The organism is Coleofasciculus sp. FACHB-542 (genome assembly GCF_014695825.1).
Taxonomy (GTDB): Bacteria; Cyanobacteriota; Cyanobacteriia; order Cyanobacteriales; family FACHB-T130; genus FACHB-T130.
Map to the genome: position 1 here is coordinate 22,819 of NZ_JACJPB010000042.1, position 17,847 is coordinate 40,665.

Annotated in this window: 10 protein-coding genes; 5 read left to right on the top strand and 5 right to left on the bottom strand. The window is 48.5% G+C overall.

Annotated features, from left to right (window positions below; translation table 11 throughout):
• Positions 1–366: 366 nt before the first annotated feature.
• Both H6F52_RS15905 and H6F52_RS15910 read left to right on the top strand, forming a co-directional pair.
• Positions 367–5,481 carry a hypothetical protein gene (locus tag H6F52_RS15905; RefSeq protein ID WP_190536037.1) on the top strand — a complete coding sequence of 1,705 codons (5,115 nt, stop codon included), beginning with the start codon at positions 367–369 and terminating at the stop codon, positions 5,479–5,481.
• A gap of 229 nt (positions 5,482–5,710) precedes the next feature.
• Entirely contained in the window at positions 5,711–6,856 is a 1,146-nt protein-coding gene (locus H6F52_RS15910) for an ABC transporter ATP-binding protein (protein WP_190410340.1), read from the top strand.
• A gap of 14 nt (positions 6,857–6,870) precedes the next feature.
• Here the strand turns inward: H6F52_RS15910 and wecB are convergent, their stop codons facing one another.
• The 3 genes from wecB to H6F52_RS15920 are packed head-to-tail and all read right to left on the bottom strand — an operon-like array spanning position 6,871 to position 8,523.
• Positions 6,871–7,989: a UDP-N-acetylglucosamine 2-epimerase (non-hydrolyzing) gene (gene wecB, locus H6F52_RS15915; protein WP_190410339.1), complete on the bottom strand. Its 1,119-nt coding sequence runs from the start codon at positions 7,987–7,989 to the stop codon at positions 6,871–6,873.
• Between the two features lie 11 nt (positions 7,990–8,000).
• The gene (locus H6F52_RS25485; RefSeq protein WP_190429288.1) at positions 8,001–8,141 is read right to left on the bottom strand and encodes a hypothetical protein; all 141 of its coding nucleotides are present in this window, start codon (positions 8,139–8,141) and stop codon (positions 8,001–8,003) included.
• Between the two features lie 7 nt (positions 8,142–8,148).
• Complete coding sequence (locus H6F52_RS15920; protein ID WP_190536038.1) at positions 8,149–8,523, bottom strand: hypothetical protein; 375 nt, start codon at positions 8,521–8,523, stop codon at positions 8,149–8,151.
• A gap of 635 nt (positions 8,524–9,158) precedes the next feature.
• On the opposite strand from H6F52_RS15920, the gene H6F52_RS15925 reads away from it, so the two are divergent.
• Both H6F52_RS15925 and H6F52_RS15930 read left to right on the top strand, forming a co-directional pair.
• Entirely contained in the window at positions 9,159–10,550 is a 1,392-nt protein-coding gene (locus H6F52_RS15925; protein ID WP_190410336.1) for a type IV pilus twitching motility protein PilT, read from the top strand.
• A gap of 30 nt (positions 10,551–10,580) precedes the next feature.
• Entirely contained in the window at positions 10,581–11,363 is a 783-nt protein-coding gene (locus tag H6F52_RS15930; protein ID WP_190536039.1) for a circadian clock KaiB family protein, read from the top strand.
• Positions 11,364–11,506: 143 nt separating this feature from the next.
• On the opposite strand, the gene H6F52_RS15935 is transcribed toward H6F52_RS15930, so the two are convergent.
• Both H6F52_RS15935 and H6F52_RS15940 read right to left on the bottom strand, forming a co-directional pair.
• Positions 11,507–13,030, bottom strand: a complete 1,524-nt coding sequence (locus H6F52_RS15935; protein ID WP_190536109.1) for a thioredoxin-like domain-containing protein — start codon at positions 13,028–13,030, stop codon at positions 11,507–11,509.
• A gap of 248 nt (positions 13,031–13,278) precedes the next feature.
• Positions 13,279–15,081: a hypothetical protein gene (locus H6F52_RS15940; protein WP_190410334.1), complete on the bottom strand. Its 1,803-nt coding sequence runs from the start codon at positions 15,079–15,081 to the stop codon at positions 13,279–13,281.
• A gap of 471 nt (positions 15,082–15,552) precedes the next feature.
• Between H6F52_RS15940 and psaA the strand changes: the two genes are divergently transcribed.
• Positions 15,553–17,811 (top strand): photosystem I core protein PsaA, encoded by a 2,259-nt coding sequence (gene psaA, locus H6F52_RS15945; protein ID WP_190410333.1) that lies wholly within the window; start codon positions 15,553–15,555, stop codon positions 17,809–17,811.
• The last annotated feature ends 36 nt before the right edge of the window (positions 17,812–17,847 follow it).

Sequence of the window (17,847 nt, forward strand, 5' to 3'; positions counted from 1 at the left end):
CCAGTGCTGGGAGCAATACCGAAAATTCCTGCTGGGTACGCAGTTCCAGATGGTTCCCTATCTGGATTCTTTATAAGACTCTTGGCTTAAGCCACTACGAAAAGAGACATCTTGGCAGAAATGAGTGGAGGAACTCATTTTAATCAACGATTTCTGGGAATTATAAAACTCACGTATAACAAAGCTGCCTGACGATAATTCTGGCGAATTATCAGTCAATTGCAAATGCAAAACCTAAGCAGCTCCGAAGCCGGTTCATCTGATTAAAAATAGTATTTGTGCCTATTCGTTTTTAAAATACCGCTACTGCTAAAGCATTGGCAGAGGAATATTGTCTATCGAACGCGCAGGCCAAACGTAGAAGCAATGACCGATCTGAGCCGACCAGAAGAGGCAGATGCATACAACCAACGCTCATTAAAGACGCTCTTGAGAGCGATCGCCCTTTCTCAGGGGCAATTCTCGCTAATTTTGGTGCGCTGCAACTATAGCTTGTTGCAACAGCGGATGGTGCAGCAGGTACGGGAACAAAATCCGTTTCCCGTGCGCGAGGTGATATTAGCAGATTCGGTCAAGACGCTTTACAACCCCATCTTGGAAGCGCTGGAAGAGCCAGGGAATACGTCTCGACAAACAGAAATATTGTCCGCCGCGATGATCTTAGGGCTGGAGTCGGTAGTTGCTCTCGATCAGCTGCTAACCTCAACCAATCAAGTACGCGATGAGTTTCGCGCTCAGTTTCCTTTCCCCCTCGTGTTGTGGCTCTCCGATGCGGTGCTACAAAAGCTGATTCGGTTTGCGCCAGATTTCAAAAGCTGGGCAGCTTCTTCGATCCGATTTGTGATGTCAGGGGATGAGTTAATCGAATTATTGCGGCAGAAAGCGGACTCTCTATTTGCCAGAGAGCTAGATTCTAGCAATTTTGAGTTGTTGCACCATTCCGCTCTCGATTTAGTTGTTGGTTCCCAGCATCGCCTAGAACTGGAGTCGGCCTTAACAGATTTGCGGCGTCGCGGGCAACAATTGGAGCCTCAACTACAGGCAAGTCTCGAATTTGTGCGGGGGCGCAATGACTACGCCACCGATCAAATCCAGTCAAGCATCGCCCATTATCAACGAAGTCTGGCTTATTTCAGGACTGAAGACTCAGAACTGTTAGCAAAGCGCCACGAAGTACGGACTGGGGAAAACATCAGAAATGAGGGTCAAGAGGCAAGCACCACGATTTCCGATTCTTTGTGTGTCGTTAGTCCTCAGCACTCAGTCCTAAAAGTGGGTTTGCTGCTGTTTCATTTGGGGCAATGCTATACCCGTTTGGCTAACTTGCGACCGGAAATGAGCCGCCAGCACTGGAAGCAAGCGAGAGATTATTTTCAGCAGTGCATTGAAGTTTTTGAGGAAGCTCAACGTCCAGAACTGGTTGCTAAGTTTATTTCATTCCTTTGTGAAGTGCTGCGGCGTTTGGAAGCGTGGGCGGATTTGCAGGAGCTGGCAGAAAAAGCTTTGATCCTGCATCAAACTTATGATGCAAACCTCCAGCAGGCTCAAGATTTTGGCTTTCTGGCGGAGGTGGCGCTTAACCAGTCCAATTGGATAGAAGCGTATCAGCAAGCGACTCTGGCACTTTCAACGCTGGCGGAAGAAACGTTCCAGACAACTTCTGCCTCAATCCCGCAATCTCAGTATGAAAGTTTATATTTGTTGCTGCTGGCACAGTCTCAGAAACATTTGGGACAGCGGCAAGCTGCCGCCGCGATTCAAAACTTGGAACAGGCGCTCAACAAGTGTAACCATCAGTACGATCCCCATTTATGTTTGCGGATTCTCAAGGCACTGCGATCGCTCTACTTTCAGCAGGGTGATTATCTGCAAGCCTTTCAACTGAAGCAAGAGCAGCGTTCCCTGGAGCATCAATACGGGTTCCGTTCTTTTACAGGTGCCGGACGCCTACAGCCTTACCGGCAGGCTCTGAACCCAGGCGTCACATCTGGAGGAGATATGCGCCTGGGAGGGTCGATTCCCCAGGAAATTGCTGCTTCTGGTCGGCAGCAGGATGTCACTCGCCTCATTGACCGGATCGGCCGCAATGACTACAAATTGATTGTGATTCACGGTCCTTCTGGAGTTGGTAAAAGCTCAATTATCACTGCTGGGTTAGTTCCAGCACTCCAGCTCAAAAGCATCGGCGCACGCGATGTTTTACCTGTCGTTATCGAAGTTTATAAAGATTGGGTAGGGACGCTGGCAAGACAATTATCGAAGGAACTCAGAGTCAGAAACCAGGAATCAGAACTCCCTTTAGAGGAGGAAGACGCCCAACACCTTCCCGTCCCGATCGCGTCCGGACAGGAGTCAGAAGATAGCAGCGAAGTGAGAACGGGCGGAGAAACTTTATCTTTACAGGAAATCTTAGAAGAAAGCGATCGCGCTGAAGAAATGCTAATGTCTGCGGTTCCGCCGACACTACTTGCTGCCAACCTCCTAGAACAGTTGCGACACAATAGCGATCGCAATCTGTTAACCGTTCTGATTTTTGACCAGTTTGAAGAATTCTTTTTCGTCTGTACTAATCCAGCGATGCGGCGGCAGTTTTATGAATTTTTGCGCGACTGCCTCAACATTCCCTTTGTAAAAGTTATTTTGTCTCTGCGAGAAGACTATCTGCATTATTTACTAGAGTGCGAACGACTCCAGTATTTAGATGTCATAAATAACGACATTTTAAACCAAGATATTCGCTACTATTTGGGGAATTTTTCTAAGCCGGATGCGCGGCAGATTGTTAAAAGCTTAACCGAACGCTCTCCATTTTTTTATTTAGAGCCGCAGTTAATTAATCGGTTAGTGGAAGATTTGGCTGAAGAACTGGGAGAGGTGCGCCCCATTGAATTGCAATTAGTGGGTGCCCAATTGCAGGAAGAAGAAGACAAAATCACCACGATGCAACAGTATCAGCAATTGGGAGCGAATCCGAAAGCCGAACTGGTTGAGCGATTTCTGAAAAAAGTCATTGCTGATTGTGGTATCGAAAATGAAGCTTTGGCTTGGAACGTTTTATTTTTATTGACGAACGAGAAAGGAACGCGACCCCTGAAGACGAAGCAAGAGCTGGCAACCGTATTGCAGCTTGAGGCGGAAAGAGCAGTGGGCGGCGAAATGCCTCTACTAGACTTAATTTTAGAAATTCTTGTAGGATCTGGTTTGGTTTTCGTGATTTGGGAAGGGTCAGAAGCCCGTTACCAATTGGTTCATGATTATCTAGTCGATCGGATTCGTCAAAAATCCGATCTGAACTTGAAAGCCCAATTAGCACAAAGTGAGGAAAAGCTGTATCAGGCACGGAAACAACAATTGCGAACGATCGGCGTCGGCATTATGATGACAATCCTGGCAGTTTCTGCCGGAGGATTTGCGCTGCGAGCCGAAGCTCAAAGAAAGCTGGCAGCGATCGCGCAAACCAATGCTCAACTCACCGCCCTAAGTGCTTCTTCCGAAACGCTCTTTGTCTCCTACAAAGAATTTGATGCCTTAATTGAAGCCTTGAGGGCAGGGAAAAGCCTCGAAAGTGCAGTTGGAGTAGAACCCGATACCCAAATGCGCGTCGTTACGGCGATGCAGCAGGCAATCTACGGAGTACAAGAACGCAATCGCTTGGAAGGACATCGTGATGTCGTTTGGAGCGTCAGCTTTAGCCCCGATGGTCAGACAATTGCCTCTGCCAGCGTCGATAAAACGGTAAAACTTTGGCGGCGCGATGGCAAGATCCTGAAAACCTTGTCAGGTCATCGTGAGAGCGTCACCAGCGTCAGTTTTAGCCCTAACGGTCGCCTCTTAGCTTCGACTGGTTCTGACAAGACAATAAAACTTTGGCAAACAGACGGTACTTTACTAAGAACGATTGAAAAAGCACACGGTAGTTTGGTTAATCACGTCAGCTTTAGCCCAAACGGTCAAATATTAGTTTCGGCAAGCGATGACAAAACGGTAAAGCTTTGGAACTATCGCACCGGCAAGTTGCTGAAAACATTGAAACACAACGGAAAAGTTACCAGCGCCACTTTTAGCCCGGATGGTCGATTTTTAGCATCGGCGAGTGACGACAAAACAGTGACAATCTGGAACATGGCTTCCATGACAGTCGAGCAACCCTACAAAATCCTCAAGGGACACACTGGCAAAGTAACCAACCTCAATTTCAGTCCCGATAAGCAGTTGTTAGCTTCAGCAAGCGATGACAAAACAGTCAGGCTCTGGAACTACCAAACTGGACAAACGATCCGGGTTCTTCAGGGACACAGTGACTGGGTGTTTGGAGCGAGTTTTAGTCCGAATAGCCAGATGATTGCCTCTGCCAGTAATGACAATACAATGAGACTCTGGCATCGCAACGGGAAGCTGCTGAAAATTCTGCGGGGACATAGTGATGGGGTGACAAGTGTTAGTTTTAGCTCCGATGGTCAGACGATTGCTTCTAGTAGTTACGATAAAACTGTCAAATTCTGGCGGCTTAATGATATGTCGCGCACTGTTTTAAGAGGACATACGGATCAGATATATGATGTGAGTTTCAGTCCCGATGGTCAGATGGCTGCCTCTGCCAGTCAAGATAATTCAGTGAAGTTGTGGGACAGAAGCGGTTCTTTGATCGCTACGTTGAATGGACATAAAGATCGGGTCAATAGCGTGAGTTTTAGCCCTGACTCTCAGTTGATTGCTTCTGCTTCTCGTGACAAGACGTTGAAACTCTGGAATCGCTCGGGTACGCTTCTCAACCCCCTGAATGAGCCAAATAAGCACAGCGATTGGGTTTTGGATGTGGCGTTTAGTCCCAATGCCAAAATGATTGCTTCTGCTTCTCGTGATAAGACGGTAAAACTTTGGGATACTTCGGGCAATTTGATTAAAACTTTAACTGGGCATCGCGATCGCGTTAATGCAGTGGCTTTTAGCCCCGACGGGGAATTACTGGCGACTGCTAGCGACGATCATACGGTCAAACTCTGGACTGCCGAGGGAAAATATCTGCAAACCTTACCGGGACATAGTGGTTGGGTTTTGGATGTCGCTTTTAGCCCGGATAGTCAGCTAATCGCATCCGCGAGTTATGACAATACGGTTAAACTTTGGCGGCGCGATGGTTCTTTATATCGAACTTTGAAAGGGCATACGGATAGCGTTGCTCACGTTAGTTTTAGCCCGGATGGTCAAATTCTAGCCACGACGACCTGGGAAAACACGGTGCAATTGTGGCGACTGGATGACACGTTAATTAAAACGCTCCCAGGTCATAGCGATCGCGTTACCAGTGTGAGTTTCAGTCCAGATGGCAAGATTCTTGCTTCTGCCAGTAAGGACAAAACCGTGATGTTGTGGAATCTGGATCTCGATAATCTGCTGGCACGCAGTTGTAGTTGGGTGCAGGACTATTTAGAAAACAATCCCAAAGTCCGAGAAAGCGATCGCCTACTTTGTGATAATTAGTGGTTTTGGGTCATTCTATGATGAACCGCGTTGGCGAAGAGAGCGCCAAGGAAGAAAAATGAAAGAAGTTTATAAATAAATGAGAATTGCTAAATAACAAGCTGAAATGCTTAATGAGTAAGAGTTTTGGTGTACCCCACGCGAACGAAGATTGCTAGAGGAACGTGGGCAGTAGAAACTAGGGCTTTGAACTATAAACTAATGACTAATTGACTCATCTCTAACAACAATGGCAAACGTTCGCTTAGAAGGAATTACCCGAAAATTTAATAATGCTACTGCGATTGAGGATATTTCCTTCGAGGTGCCGGATGGGCAGTTCTGGGTGATGGTGGGACCTTCCGGTTGTGGCAAATCCACGATTTTGCGGACAATTGCGGGTTTGGACACGCAAAGTAGCGGCAATCTCTACATTGGGAATGTCCTGATGAATGAGATTCCTGCTAGGGCAAGAGATGTGGCGATGGTGTTCCAAAATTACGCCCTCTACCCGCACATGACCGTTGCTAAAAATTTAGCTTTTGGTCTACGGATGCGTGGAACTGACGCGAAAACGATGCAGGAACGAGTAGAGACGGTCGCGCGATCGCTCGATATCGCCCATCTCCTCGACCGCAAACCCAAGCAGCTATCGGGGGGACAACAGCAACGGGTGGCATTAGGGAGAGCGATCGCTCGTCAACCCCAAGTATTCTTACTAGATGAACCCCTCTCTAACCTGGATGCCCAGCTGCGAGACGATACCAGAGCAGAACTTAAGCAATTACACCAACAAGTGGGAATTACCACGATCTACGTCACCCACGATCAGGTAGAGGCGATGACCCTAGCAGATCGAATTGTGGTACTCAATCGCGGTCGGATTCAACAAATTGGCGACCCGCAAACAATTTATGCGCGACCGGCAAATTTGATGGTTGCTACATTCTTAGGCAATCCACCGATGAATATTCTCCACGCGACTTATACGGGTGAAGTTTTTCAGGTGGGGGATCAGGCTTTATCTTGTCCTCCAGCGCTTCAGGACAAGTTGCAACTCAGACAGGGACAGGGTATAGAGTTAGGGATTCGCCCAGAGCATATAACAACTAAAAATGAAAAATTAAAGATTAAAAACGAACAAGAACCCGAAGCCTTTGGTCGGGACGGGGTCTTGCCTCTACAGCACTCACTGCTGATGGTTGAGGTGAAGGTTGTAGAACCGCTGGGACGGGAGACACTGATTCGGGCGAATTTACCGGCGTCTGGGGTACCGATCAATATCCAGGCAGCTTCAGATTGGCGGGGTCATTCCGGCGATCGCATTTCTGTACAGCTCGACCTCAACCAGTTATTTGTCTTTGACCCCACCACGGGCGATGCTCTGTTTCCTTAAGAATTCGCGACTTGTTAACAGCTTTGGAAATGTTTCTCAACAACTTGCAATATTCTCTCAGCAGAACGACCATCGCCAAAGGGATTAATTGCCGTTGCCATTGCTTGATAAGCACTGCGATCGCTGAGGAGTTCTGTTGCCGCTGCAAGAATTTGATTGGGTTCTGTTCCTACTAATTTTGCAGTTCCCGCGGCTACCGCCTCTGGTCGTTCGGTGGTTTCCCTCAATACCAGTACCGGCTTCCCCAAACTCGGTGCTTCCTCCTGCAATCCTCCAGAATCAGTCAATACCAAATAACAGCGTTGAATCGCCCCCACCAGTTCGGCGTAATCTAACGGTTCTGTTAAGAAGATTCTGGGATGATTACCGAGAAGTTCTTGTAGCGGTTCTCTCACAGTCGGGTTGCGATGGAGCGGCAACAGTAATGCAGTATCCGAAAATTTATCTAATATTTGGAGAAATCCCTCCGCAATTCCCCGCAGGGGTTCTCCCCAGTTCTCGCGTCGGTGGACTGTTGCCAGTAGCGTGCGATATCCACTCCAGTCCAAACCGGGAATCGGGCAATCCGGCTGACTTTTTGCCACGGTTAATAAAGCATCGATGACTGTATTCCCAGTGTGGTGAACTTCGCCAGTGACGCCAGAACGTTGCAGATTTTCTACCGCTAGGGTTGTGGGGGCAAAATGCAGCTGAGTTAGCTGAGAAATTAATCGCCGATTGGCTTCTTCTGGGTAAGGATTAAAAAGCTCGTCGGTGCGTAATCCTGCTTCTACATGACCGACCGGAATTTTTTGATAAAACGCTGCTAAAGCTGCTGCAAAGGCTGTGGTTGTATCTCCTTGAACTACTACCAAATGAGGCTGTAACTGTTTAAATACAGTTTCCAATCCTCGCAAACTACGACAAGTAATATCTGTCAGAGTTTGTTGATGTTGCATAATTTCTAAATTTTGGTCGGCATTCAGCCCAAATAGCTGCATGACTTGCTCGACCATCTCTCGATGTTGACCCGTCAATATTACGTGAGTTTGAAAAGTTAGCGATTCCTGAAACTGTTGGATAACAGGTGCTAGCTTAATAGCTTCCGGACGGGTTCCCAGTGTGATGCAAACTTTGATAGGAGATGGCGGCATGGAAATTTAGCTTAATTGGGAATAATCGGGAGAGAAGCGCGATCGCACTTCTCTTCCCATCCTACGCTTGCCATTTTCCTACGAAAAGACCCGGCAGGTGCCGGGTCGCAGAACTCTTGCAGACAATAGACTAACTTATTAAAAGCGTTCACAGGCCATTCAAGAATCTAGATTGCAGGTTAGTGGGCAAGCTGCATAGACAGAAGTATGTAGCGGATTGGCTTCACCATGCAGCCAGTGCAACCAACGAACTTCTTGAGGATTAACACCCTTCAGCGTTAGCAATGCCGCACCAGCGACAACTGCCAAAATATTCCCGCCAATTAAAGCTCCAGCGACCAACAAAACTGCGCTAACCGGCAGTACAGATTGTAAAGCGATCGCTAACAAAGCGCCGACCGTAACCATCAAAACAACTAAGGGGAAACCCACCACCAGCAAGCAAACCCCTAAAGTAAAAGTCCAGATCAAAAAGCTCTTGACCATAGACAATGAATACACTTTTGCCAAACCTTGATTGTGACTTAATTGCACGATTTTTTCTCCTGATAGTCAAAGAACAAATTTATATGCGGAAAATGACTTTTAATCGATCCCCTAGTATCGACTAAGTGAAAATCAGTATAGTTAATCCTTTTCTTTAGATGAGCCGTTCTTAACCAAAATTTACAGTCAATCCAGAAGATTTATGGATGCGAAACTTTTCCAAATGCTCTATATTAGACTGCCTTATAAAACGACCATCATCCAAAAGATAGAAATTTGAGGAGGTTCTAGGTTTCAGTCTTTTCCAGCAATCGAGCAATTTTTTAGCCCAAGCAGTGGCATAGGGAAACGACCAAAGCCGCTTTCACTATGCTTAACATATCTTATGACTTTTAACGGGTATTCTCATAAACCAGCTCATCTAGGGCTAACGGGTAAACCGCCGCTAGACGGCTAAGTTGCCACTGCTGCTGTTTTGAGCTGGTAAGAGAATTTTTGGCGTTGAATGTTAGCGAACCAAAAGTTTTGGGAAAACTAGGAATAGGAGTTTTTAAGGCTCCTCAAATAAAAGCTGTGGCGTGTTCCACCGAATCGCTTTACGTCTTAAAAGAACGTATTCGCGGGCTATCCTTAGCTTTTTTTGTAACGATTCCTACAAATTTTCAATCAGTGGTAGTTGAAAGATGACAGAACCGCAGCGTCCGCCCATGTCACCACCGCCTCCACCCCGCGTTCCCCCACCACCCCCGCCAGGAATGCGACCTCCGGCTAGGGATACAGCTGCCACCGTTTCCACTCAGCAGCAGCCCATGCAAACGATGCAGATGACTGCGCCGCCTTCTCCCCATGCAGCGGCAAGTGCAGGGGCAGCTTCTGTATCTGCTCCACCGAAAGCGGCTCCTCCAGCAGCGGGGACAGGAGTTCGATCCCCTGCTACAGCTGCTTCGGCAGCATCAGCAACAGCAGCAACGGTGGTGGCTCGAACGGCTGCAAGGGGTCCAGGTCCTAGTCCCGGACAGCCCACCTTAAAGGAAATCGTCGTTAAAGCTCATGAAAACGGAATTTCCGACATTCATGCAGGTGTCGGTGAAATTCCTCGCTACCGCAAACGGGGCGACATGGAGATGACCGATTATCCGCAGACGGATGAAGCGACATTCATGAGCTGGTTGCGAGAGGTGATGACTGACGCTCAGATTCGGGAATTTGAAGAGCGCTTAGACTTTGACGGCGTTACCCAGTATGAATTCTCTCGCGCCCGGATTAATGTGTTTGGTTCGATGCGCGGTCCAGCGATGGTGATGCGATTGATTCCAAACAATATTCTGACTTTGGAGCAACTGCGGTTGCCAGAGGTGTTTAAGGATATTTCCCATTACCATAAGGGATTGATTTTGGTCACAGGCCCAACGGGTTCGGGTAAATCCACCACGATGGCTGCCATGATTGACTACATCAATAAGGAGATGGCAAAGCACATCATCACGATTGAAGACCCGATTGAGTTTGTTCATACGAGTCGCAAGTCGCTGATTAAGCACCGGGAAGTAGGGTTGAACACCTTAAAGTTCGACAATGCGCTGAAAGCCGCTTTGCGGGAAGATCCCGATCTGATTCTGGTCGGGGAAATGCGAGATAAAGAAACGGTTAACACTGCTCTCAAAGCGGCGCAAACGGGTCACTTGGTGATGGGGACGCTGCACACCAATAGCGCTGTGAAAACGATTGAGCGGATTCTCAATCTGTATTCAGCAGAAGAGCAGCATTCGATGAAAATAGCGATCGCTGAATCTCTGGTGGCGATCATTTCCCAAGGATTGTGCAAAACGACCGATGGCAAGCGTGCGGCTTTCCACGACATCCTGATTAATACCGAAGCAATCAAGGACTACATTAAGGAGGGTAAGTACGAAGAAATTACGGGAATCATGCTAGGCTCCAGCTTTGACGGCATGATGACAATGAACAAAGCCCTCCTCGACCTCTACCATGAGGGTCGAATCACCGAAGAGACTGCTCTGGAAATGTCGCCCACTCCGAATGAGATGGCTCAGTTCCTCCGAGGTCGGGTGTAACAATTAAAAATGTAAAATTAAAAATTAAAAATGGAAGAAGGGTTTCTTCTTTCATTTTTATTATTTTGGCGCTTTTTCTTGACTCAAGATCCACTCTCTCTTCCCCAGCTCTTTAAAGGTATTGCCCTGTTTACGCCAGGGGGAGACTTAATTTATTGCATCGATCCCCATAAGCAGAGCCACTGGCACCTACATCTGTGTGCTGGACTTCAAGAAATGCTGGGATTACCCGAACCTCCCCATTTTTTAGTGCCAGCTTATACCGCGACGATCGATCGGTGGCTCGATCCTTACACCCAGCAGTTACGAATTGCCGCTGAGGTTTATTTGCCGGTACGACGGCATCAGGCATTGCTGAATGGGATTTTCCAGAATAGCAACTTGCAAAATTGGCAGGTTGCTCCTTGGCCTTCAGAATTAGGCGATCCTATCGTATTAGAAACTTATCGTCACCAATTTCCCCAACTTTGGGAAAATCACGATTTGATTGTGCGCTTAGAACGCACGGGTTTCCAGCCTTCATTCCGCCCAGTTTCGACGCCTGGGTATGTTCTGCGCCTGTTTGTTTCCGGTCATAATGGCTCTACCGAACACACACTCCAAAGCCTGCATCAGTTGTTAGAGCAATCTCTGGGTCATCCTTACACTTTGAAAGTGATTGACATCTTCAAACATCCAGAACAGGCGGAGTCAAATCATATCTCTGCTACACCCACCCTTGTTAGAGTTTGGCCTGAACCTGTGCGACGGATTGTGGGAGATTTAGACAATATTGAGAGAGTCTTGCAGGTACTTGGGGCTGTAGATTACTGAGTAGAGGCACACGAGTGTCGTGTAATACTATTTCACCTGAAGGTCGCTACAAATATATTGCTGGAAGTGGCTGCTGACAAAATGCGATCGCTATAAGTCTTCTACAATCCAAAATCTAAACTCTCCATGTCTCGCCTCTTATTTTAATCAGCCGTAGGAATACAGACCTCTGGCGCACACAACCCCGGAAACTTCAAGGTTGTCACTTCCATCGTGGCGACATCGACACGACGGATAGCATGGTTATTAGTATCGGCAATGTATAAATGAGAGCCAATCGCACTCACTCCTGAAGGCTCAAAAAATTGGGTGCTGGTGCCTTGACCATCTTGGTTTCCTGCCGTCCCATCCCCCAAAACCGTGTTACAAATGCCGGTCTTCGGGTCAACTCGCTTAATTTTGTGGTTGTAGCTATCAGCGACCCAGAGGTAATTCTGAGCGTATTCAACGCCTAAACAATGCTGGAGTCGAACCTCAAAGCCTTTACCATCAATATCCCCAAACCCAAATAGCTCACCACTGCCACAAATTGTTCGCACCTGAGCCTTTTCACCCAATCCAATGCCACGGATTGAGCTAATTTCGCTGTCGGCAACGTATAACTCTTGTCCGTCGGTGGTAATGCCGCTGGGTTGAGAAAAGGCAGATTCGTCTAGATTCCCATCAACGCATGATTCTGCTCCAATCCCTGCGTAGGTACCAATGATGCCGTTTTCCAGCTGCATTTCCCAGATTTGGTGGACTCCTGCCATCGCAATAAACAAGCGATTTCCTACTTTTTCTAAATCCCAAGGAGAATTAAGAGGAGTTTCTCGTGCCGTACCCCTGTAGGAGCGAAGGTGATGGCTTTGTTCGCCAGTACCGGCAATTGTGTCAACCTTTTGATTCTTTAGATCGATCTGTCGCAGGGCATGATTTTCGGTATCGGCAACATAGAGAATGTCATTTTCTGCGTCGAGTGCCATACCTTGGGGAGCGAAAAATTGGGCATCTGTAAAGGAACCATCGGTTAAGCCTTGTTTGCCAGTACCAACGATCTGTAGCACTTGACCGGCAAGGGTAGCGATCGCAATCCGGTGATGTCCGGAGTCGGCGATGAACAGGCGATCGCGTGTTTCATCCGCTAACACTTTACCGGGAAAAGCCAGGGGTGTTACCAACGGTTGCCGCTGTTTTTCTAAAGTAAGGCTGAGTTCTTGAAAATTAATCGTTCCTCTCTCTTTGTGTTGTTGAATCAGCTGCAAAATCAGCTTCTCTACGACATCCCGATTTCCTTCCCCAGATACATAGCCGATGACGTAACCTTGGGGGTCAATCATCGTCAAAGTGGGCCATGCACGGACAGCATACTGACTCCAAATAGCAAAATTGCTATCGACGACGACTGGATGCTCAATGTCGTAGCGCAGAACTGCCTGACGAATGTTTTCAACTTCTTTTTCGTTGTCAAATTTGGCGGAGTGGACGCCAATCACCGTGAGGCTGTCTTTGTATTTCTGCTCCAGGTACTTCAACTTTGGCAGGACGTGCAGACAGTTGATGCAGCAATACGTCCAAAAGTCAAGAATTACCACTCTCCCTTTTAATTCACGTAAGGAAAGGGGACGATCTGTATTGAACCAGGTTTGGTTTTGGGGAAATTCTGGCGCTCTAACACGGGGCGTCATCATGTCTCCTTTTTCACTAACCGCGATGGGAACAGAGCGCTCCTCAAGAAGGATGTTGTAAAGCCGATACTGTTCGGTTAAAGATGAATCGGTGGGAATTTTAGATATTTAGAGACGCATTCGCGAAGCAGCACGGTAAGCCTGGGGCTTTCAGAGAATCAATATCCATCTATGCTACTAGGGGCAAGGACAAAGCCCGTGCCCCTACATCTGTTGTTGAGACCGATTTATGGATTCCTGAGCAATCTCTAAGGCGTTGCAGCTTCCCCTAGCTGAGCATCCTCTGGATTTTCCGCTGTTGGGACTTCTAGTTCCGGTGTTGCCGGTTTTGATTTTTGGAAGAAACGGCTGGGGATATCTGGCTCAGATGGAGCTTGGATAATCCGCAACGGTGGAGCCGCAGCAGGTTTAGGAATCAATACGTCCTTGATATCGGCTTTTGGTTTTGCTTGAGCGAAGGTTGGGGATGATTGAGCTGATTGGGTTGTCTCTTCAGTCTTCTGCTGTACAGAATCTGTTGGCTGAGGCGAGGACGGTGGTTGTAGCAAATCTGGTTGAGCAGGTACTACCTGAAGCGGCTCTTCTGGCGCTGGCGATGGGACTATTTCCGGTAAGGCTGGCGGTAAATTGCGCGTAGGAGTATCAACACCTGCATCTGGACGCCGGAAGCGATTGAAGAATCCGCCTTTGGGTTTCTCTACCTGCTTTGGCGCTGGGGACGCTGGGGGCGTAGATGGAACCGTTTCTACTTCAGGACTTGCTTCTGGACTTGGCGTTATCTCTGGTAAAGTCCCTGGTTGAGGAATCTTTTCTGGGGGTATGGCTAAGGAAGAAGGCTCCTCAATTGCCTCAGGCACTGGCAGTGCAGGTGGTGGGCTAACTGGAGCCTCTGAACGCCGAAAACGATTAAAGAATCCGCCTTGGGGTTTTTCTAACTGTTTTGTCGCTGGGGGTGCCTCGGCTGGCTTGGCTGGCTCAACTTCAGAGGACGTCGGTTCTTCTTTACTCAGCTGCGGCGCTGGTGTTTCTTCAACGGCAGGAGGCGCTAACGGTTCCGGTGTCGGCGTCGGCGTCGGCGTGAAAGATGGCTCAGGGGTTGCTGTCGGCACTGGCGTCTTACCACTGTAGTTGGGGTTTACAATCCCGCGAGCAGCAGTCGCCGAGAGTTCCCCGCGTACCAATTTGGCAAGGGTATCTTTGCCTTTCGGTTCGTAGGTAATCAGCCGCACGGTGTTGTTGAAGACGTTTGTGACTGGATTTCCCTGTTCATCTAAAAATTCCAGTTGTACCCAGTTCTTCCCTGAGTTAAAGCCTTTGAGATAAAGGGGTTGCCATCTGTCCATGACAAAGCTTTGACCGTTTACGGTAACGCGAACTCGCCAGTCGGCAATTTCGTCGTCGGGATTGGACTGGGCGACCAAGTGCAGGGGGGCGTTAGTCAGGTAGAAGTCAAGCATAATTGGCTCGGCTCCATAACTGCCCGTGGGGCGGCTATAGGTCAACAGAGGCTGCCCTGGATCGGGGTTGTTGTCCGTTGTCTTGGTGAAAAGGTGAAAGGTTGTTTGGGCGTAAGCACCTTCGTTTTTGAAGCTCTCATGCCAGGGGCGGGAGGCAAAAACTCGCAGGGTGTGAGTTCCGGGAGCTAAATCTTCAAAGACTAGAGGCTGTTCTAAGTCATAAACGGCTTTGTAGGGCTGGTTGTCCAGGATGACATGTAAATGGGGGCCGAGACCGAGTTGGGGGTCTTTGAAGATGGGTAGATCCCGAACTTGGAGCCGCACTGCCACTGTTGTGTCTTGAAGAACTTCATCAGCTTGGGGACTGAGGATGGTGACTTGAGGCTGATAACTCTCCAACGCTGGGCGCAGCTGTTGAATGACCTCGGGGGGAGATACCTCTGAGATTTGCCCAGAGGTTAGAGAAGATGAGGGTTTGGAGGTACCTGATGGGGTCGTCAGGGCGCGATCGCCACAACTGACTAAACTTCCTACCAAAACAGTTGCCATCAGTAACGAAACTATCGTTCTTAGAGGGTTCCACCGGCGATTCATGCCCAACACGCACTCCTACTCCTTCCGCGACCAACATCAAAAATCAAGACCTGTCCATAGGGAACTATAGCCCAAAAGCATCAACTACACCCTCGCAATGCCGTGAATTTCAGGCTCTGGCAACCCAGAAGACACGGATTTTAAATGAGCTAATCGTTGCGTTTTGTTAACTAAATTTAATCCCTCTTGACTTTTTAACACTAAATATGGAGGTGCAAGCTAAGTTGCATCAATACTTGACCAAATTTGAATTATTGTTAAGTGGCTCGAAATACCCAGTAAACCTAGTCCTATCATCTACAAAGATAGAGGGTGTGGTTTTACAACCCTTCCCTCTCAGCGAACCCTTTAAAACGGGTATTCCATAAATTGGGGAAAGTAGTTCTTCAAAGAGCCTGCTTTCCTACCCATTAAAATCTAATTTTCTAATGGGACAGAACTCGTTCCTTGTCTAGAGAGAGGAGAGTCCTCATGACAATCAGTCCTCCGGAGCGAGAGGAGAAAAAAGTAAGGGTTGTTGTCGATAAAGATCCAGTGCCTACTTCCTTTGAGAAGTGGTCGCAGCCGGGTCATTTTGACCGCACCCTTGCTAGAGGTCCAAAAACCACCACGTGGATTTGGAACCTTCACGCCCTCTCGCATGATTTCGATAGTCATACCAGTGACTTAGAAGACGTATCTCGGAAAATTTTTGCCGCGCACTTTGGTCACTTAGCCGTGATCTTCATCTGGCTAAGCGGTATGTATTTTCATGGCGCTAAGTTTTCAAACTACGAAGCTTGGCTAGCTAATCCTTTAGGCGTCAAGCCTAGCGCTCAAGTCGTTTGGCCTATCGTTGGTCAAGATATTTTGAATGCCGATGTGGGCGGTGGCTTCCACGGGATTCAAATCACCTCCGGCTTGTTCCAGGTTTGGCGGGCAGCTGGCTTCACAAACACATTCCAGCTGTACTGCACTGCCATCGGTGGCTTGGTAGCAGCAGCTCTGATGCTGTTTGCTGGCTGGTTCCACTATCACAAGCGGGCTCCCAAACTGGAATGGTTCCAGAATGTAGAGTCAATGCTAAACCACCACCTAGCTGGGTTGCTGGGTCTGGGGTGCTTGTCTTGGGCCGCTCACCAAATTCACGTGGCGCTGCCCACCAACAAGCTCCTGGATGCAGGAGTTGCCATCAAAGATATTCCGCTGCCTCATGAGTTCATCTTGAACCGTGACTTGATGGCCCAACTGTATCCCAGCTTTAACCAAGGGTTGACGCCATTCTGGACTTTGAATTGGGGCCAGTATGCTGACTTCCTGACGTTCAAAGGCGGTTTAAATCCCCAGACAGGTGGATTGTGGCTGTCAGATACGGCACACCATCACCTAGCCTTGGCAGTACTCTTCCTGATCGCCGGTCATATGTATCGGACGAACTGGGGGATTGGTCACAGCATTAAGGAAATTCTAGAGAACCACAAAGGTCCCTTCACAGGCGACGGTCATAAGGGTCTCTATGAAAACATGACCACATCCTGGCACGCGCAGTTGGGAACCAACCTTGCCATGCTGGGTTCTGTGACCATCATCGTGGCTCACCATATGTACGCGATGCCTCCGTATCCGTACCTTGCCACTGACTACGCTACTCAGTTGTCCATATTCACTCACCACATGTGGATTGGGGCATTCTTGATCGTTGGCGGAGCGGCTCACGCTACCATCTTTATGGTGCGGGATTACGATCCGGTAGTGAACCAGAACAACGTGCTGGATCGGGTGATTCGTCACCGGGATGCAATTATTTCCCACCTCAACTGGGTTTGTATCTTCCTAGGCTTCCACAGCTTTGGCTTGTACATCCACAACGACACGATGAGTGCTTTGGGTCGCCCCCAAGATATGTTCTCGGATACGGCGATTCAGTTGCAGCCGGTGTTTGCTCAGTGGGTGCAAAACCTGCACACTCTGGCTCCTGGTGGCACAGCTCCTAACCAGCTAGAACCAGTAAGTTATGCCTTCGGCGGCGGGATCGTTGCTGTAGGCGGTAAGGTGGCGATGATGCCAATCGCGCTGGGTACGGCGGACTTCATGATCCACCATATTCACGCTTTCCAAATTCACGTCACTGTTCTAATTCTGCTGAAAGGCTTCTTGTTTGCCCGTAGCTCTCGTCTGATTCCAGACAAGATGAATTTGGGCTTCCGCTTCCCTTGCGACGGTCCCGGTCGTGGTGGTACCTGCCAGGTCTCTGGTTGGGACCATGTATTCCTGGGTCTGTTCTGGATGTTCAACACCATTGCGATCGCGGTTTACCACTTCAGCTGGAAAATGCAATCCGATGTGTGGGGCACAGTCAATGCTGATGGAACGGTGGATCATATCACCGCAGGCAACTTTGCGATGAGTGCCATCACTATCAATGGCTGGTTGCGTGATTTTCAATGGGCACAAGCTGCTCAAGTAATTCAGTCTTACGGTACAGCCCTCTCAGCCTACGGTCTGCTGTTCCTGGGCGCTCACTTTGTGTGGGCATTCAGCCTGATGTTCCTATTCAGCGGTCGTGGCTACTGGCAGGAGTTGATTGAGTCGATTGTTTGGGCTCACAATAAGTTGAAGGTTGCCCCTTCTATTCAGCCTCGCGCTCTGAGCATCATTCAGGGTCGGGCCGTTGGGGTAGCTCACTTCCTCCTGGGCGCGATCGTCACGATATGGGCGTTCTTCGAGGCGCGAATCCTTTCAATAGGATGATTTAAGCCTGAGTAACGAGTGCTGAGTAAAGAGTAT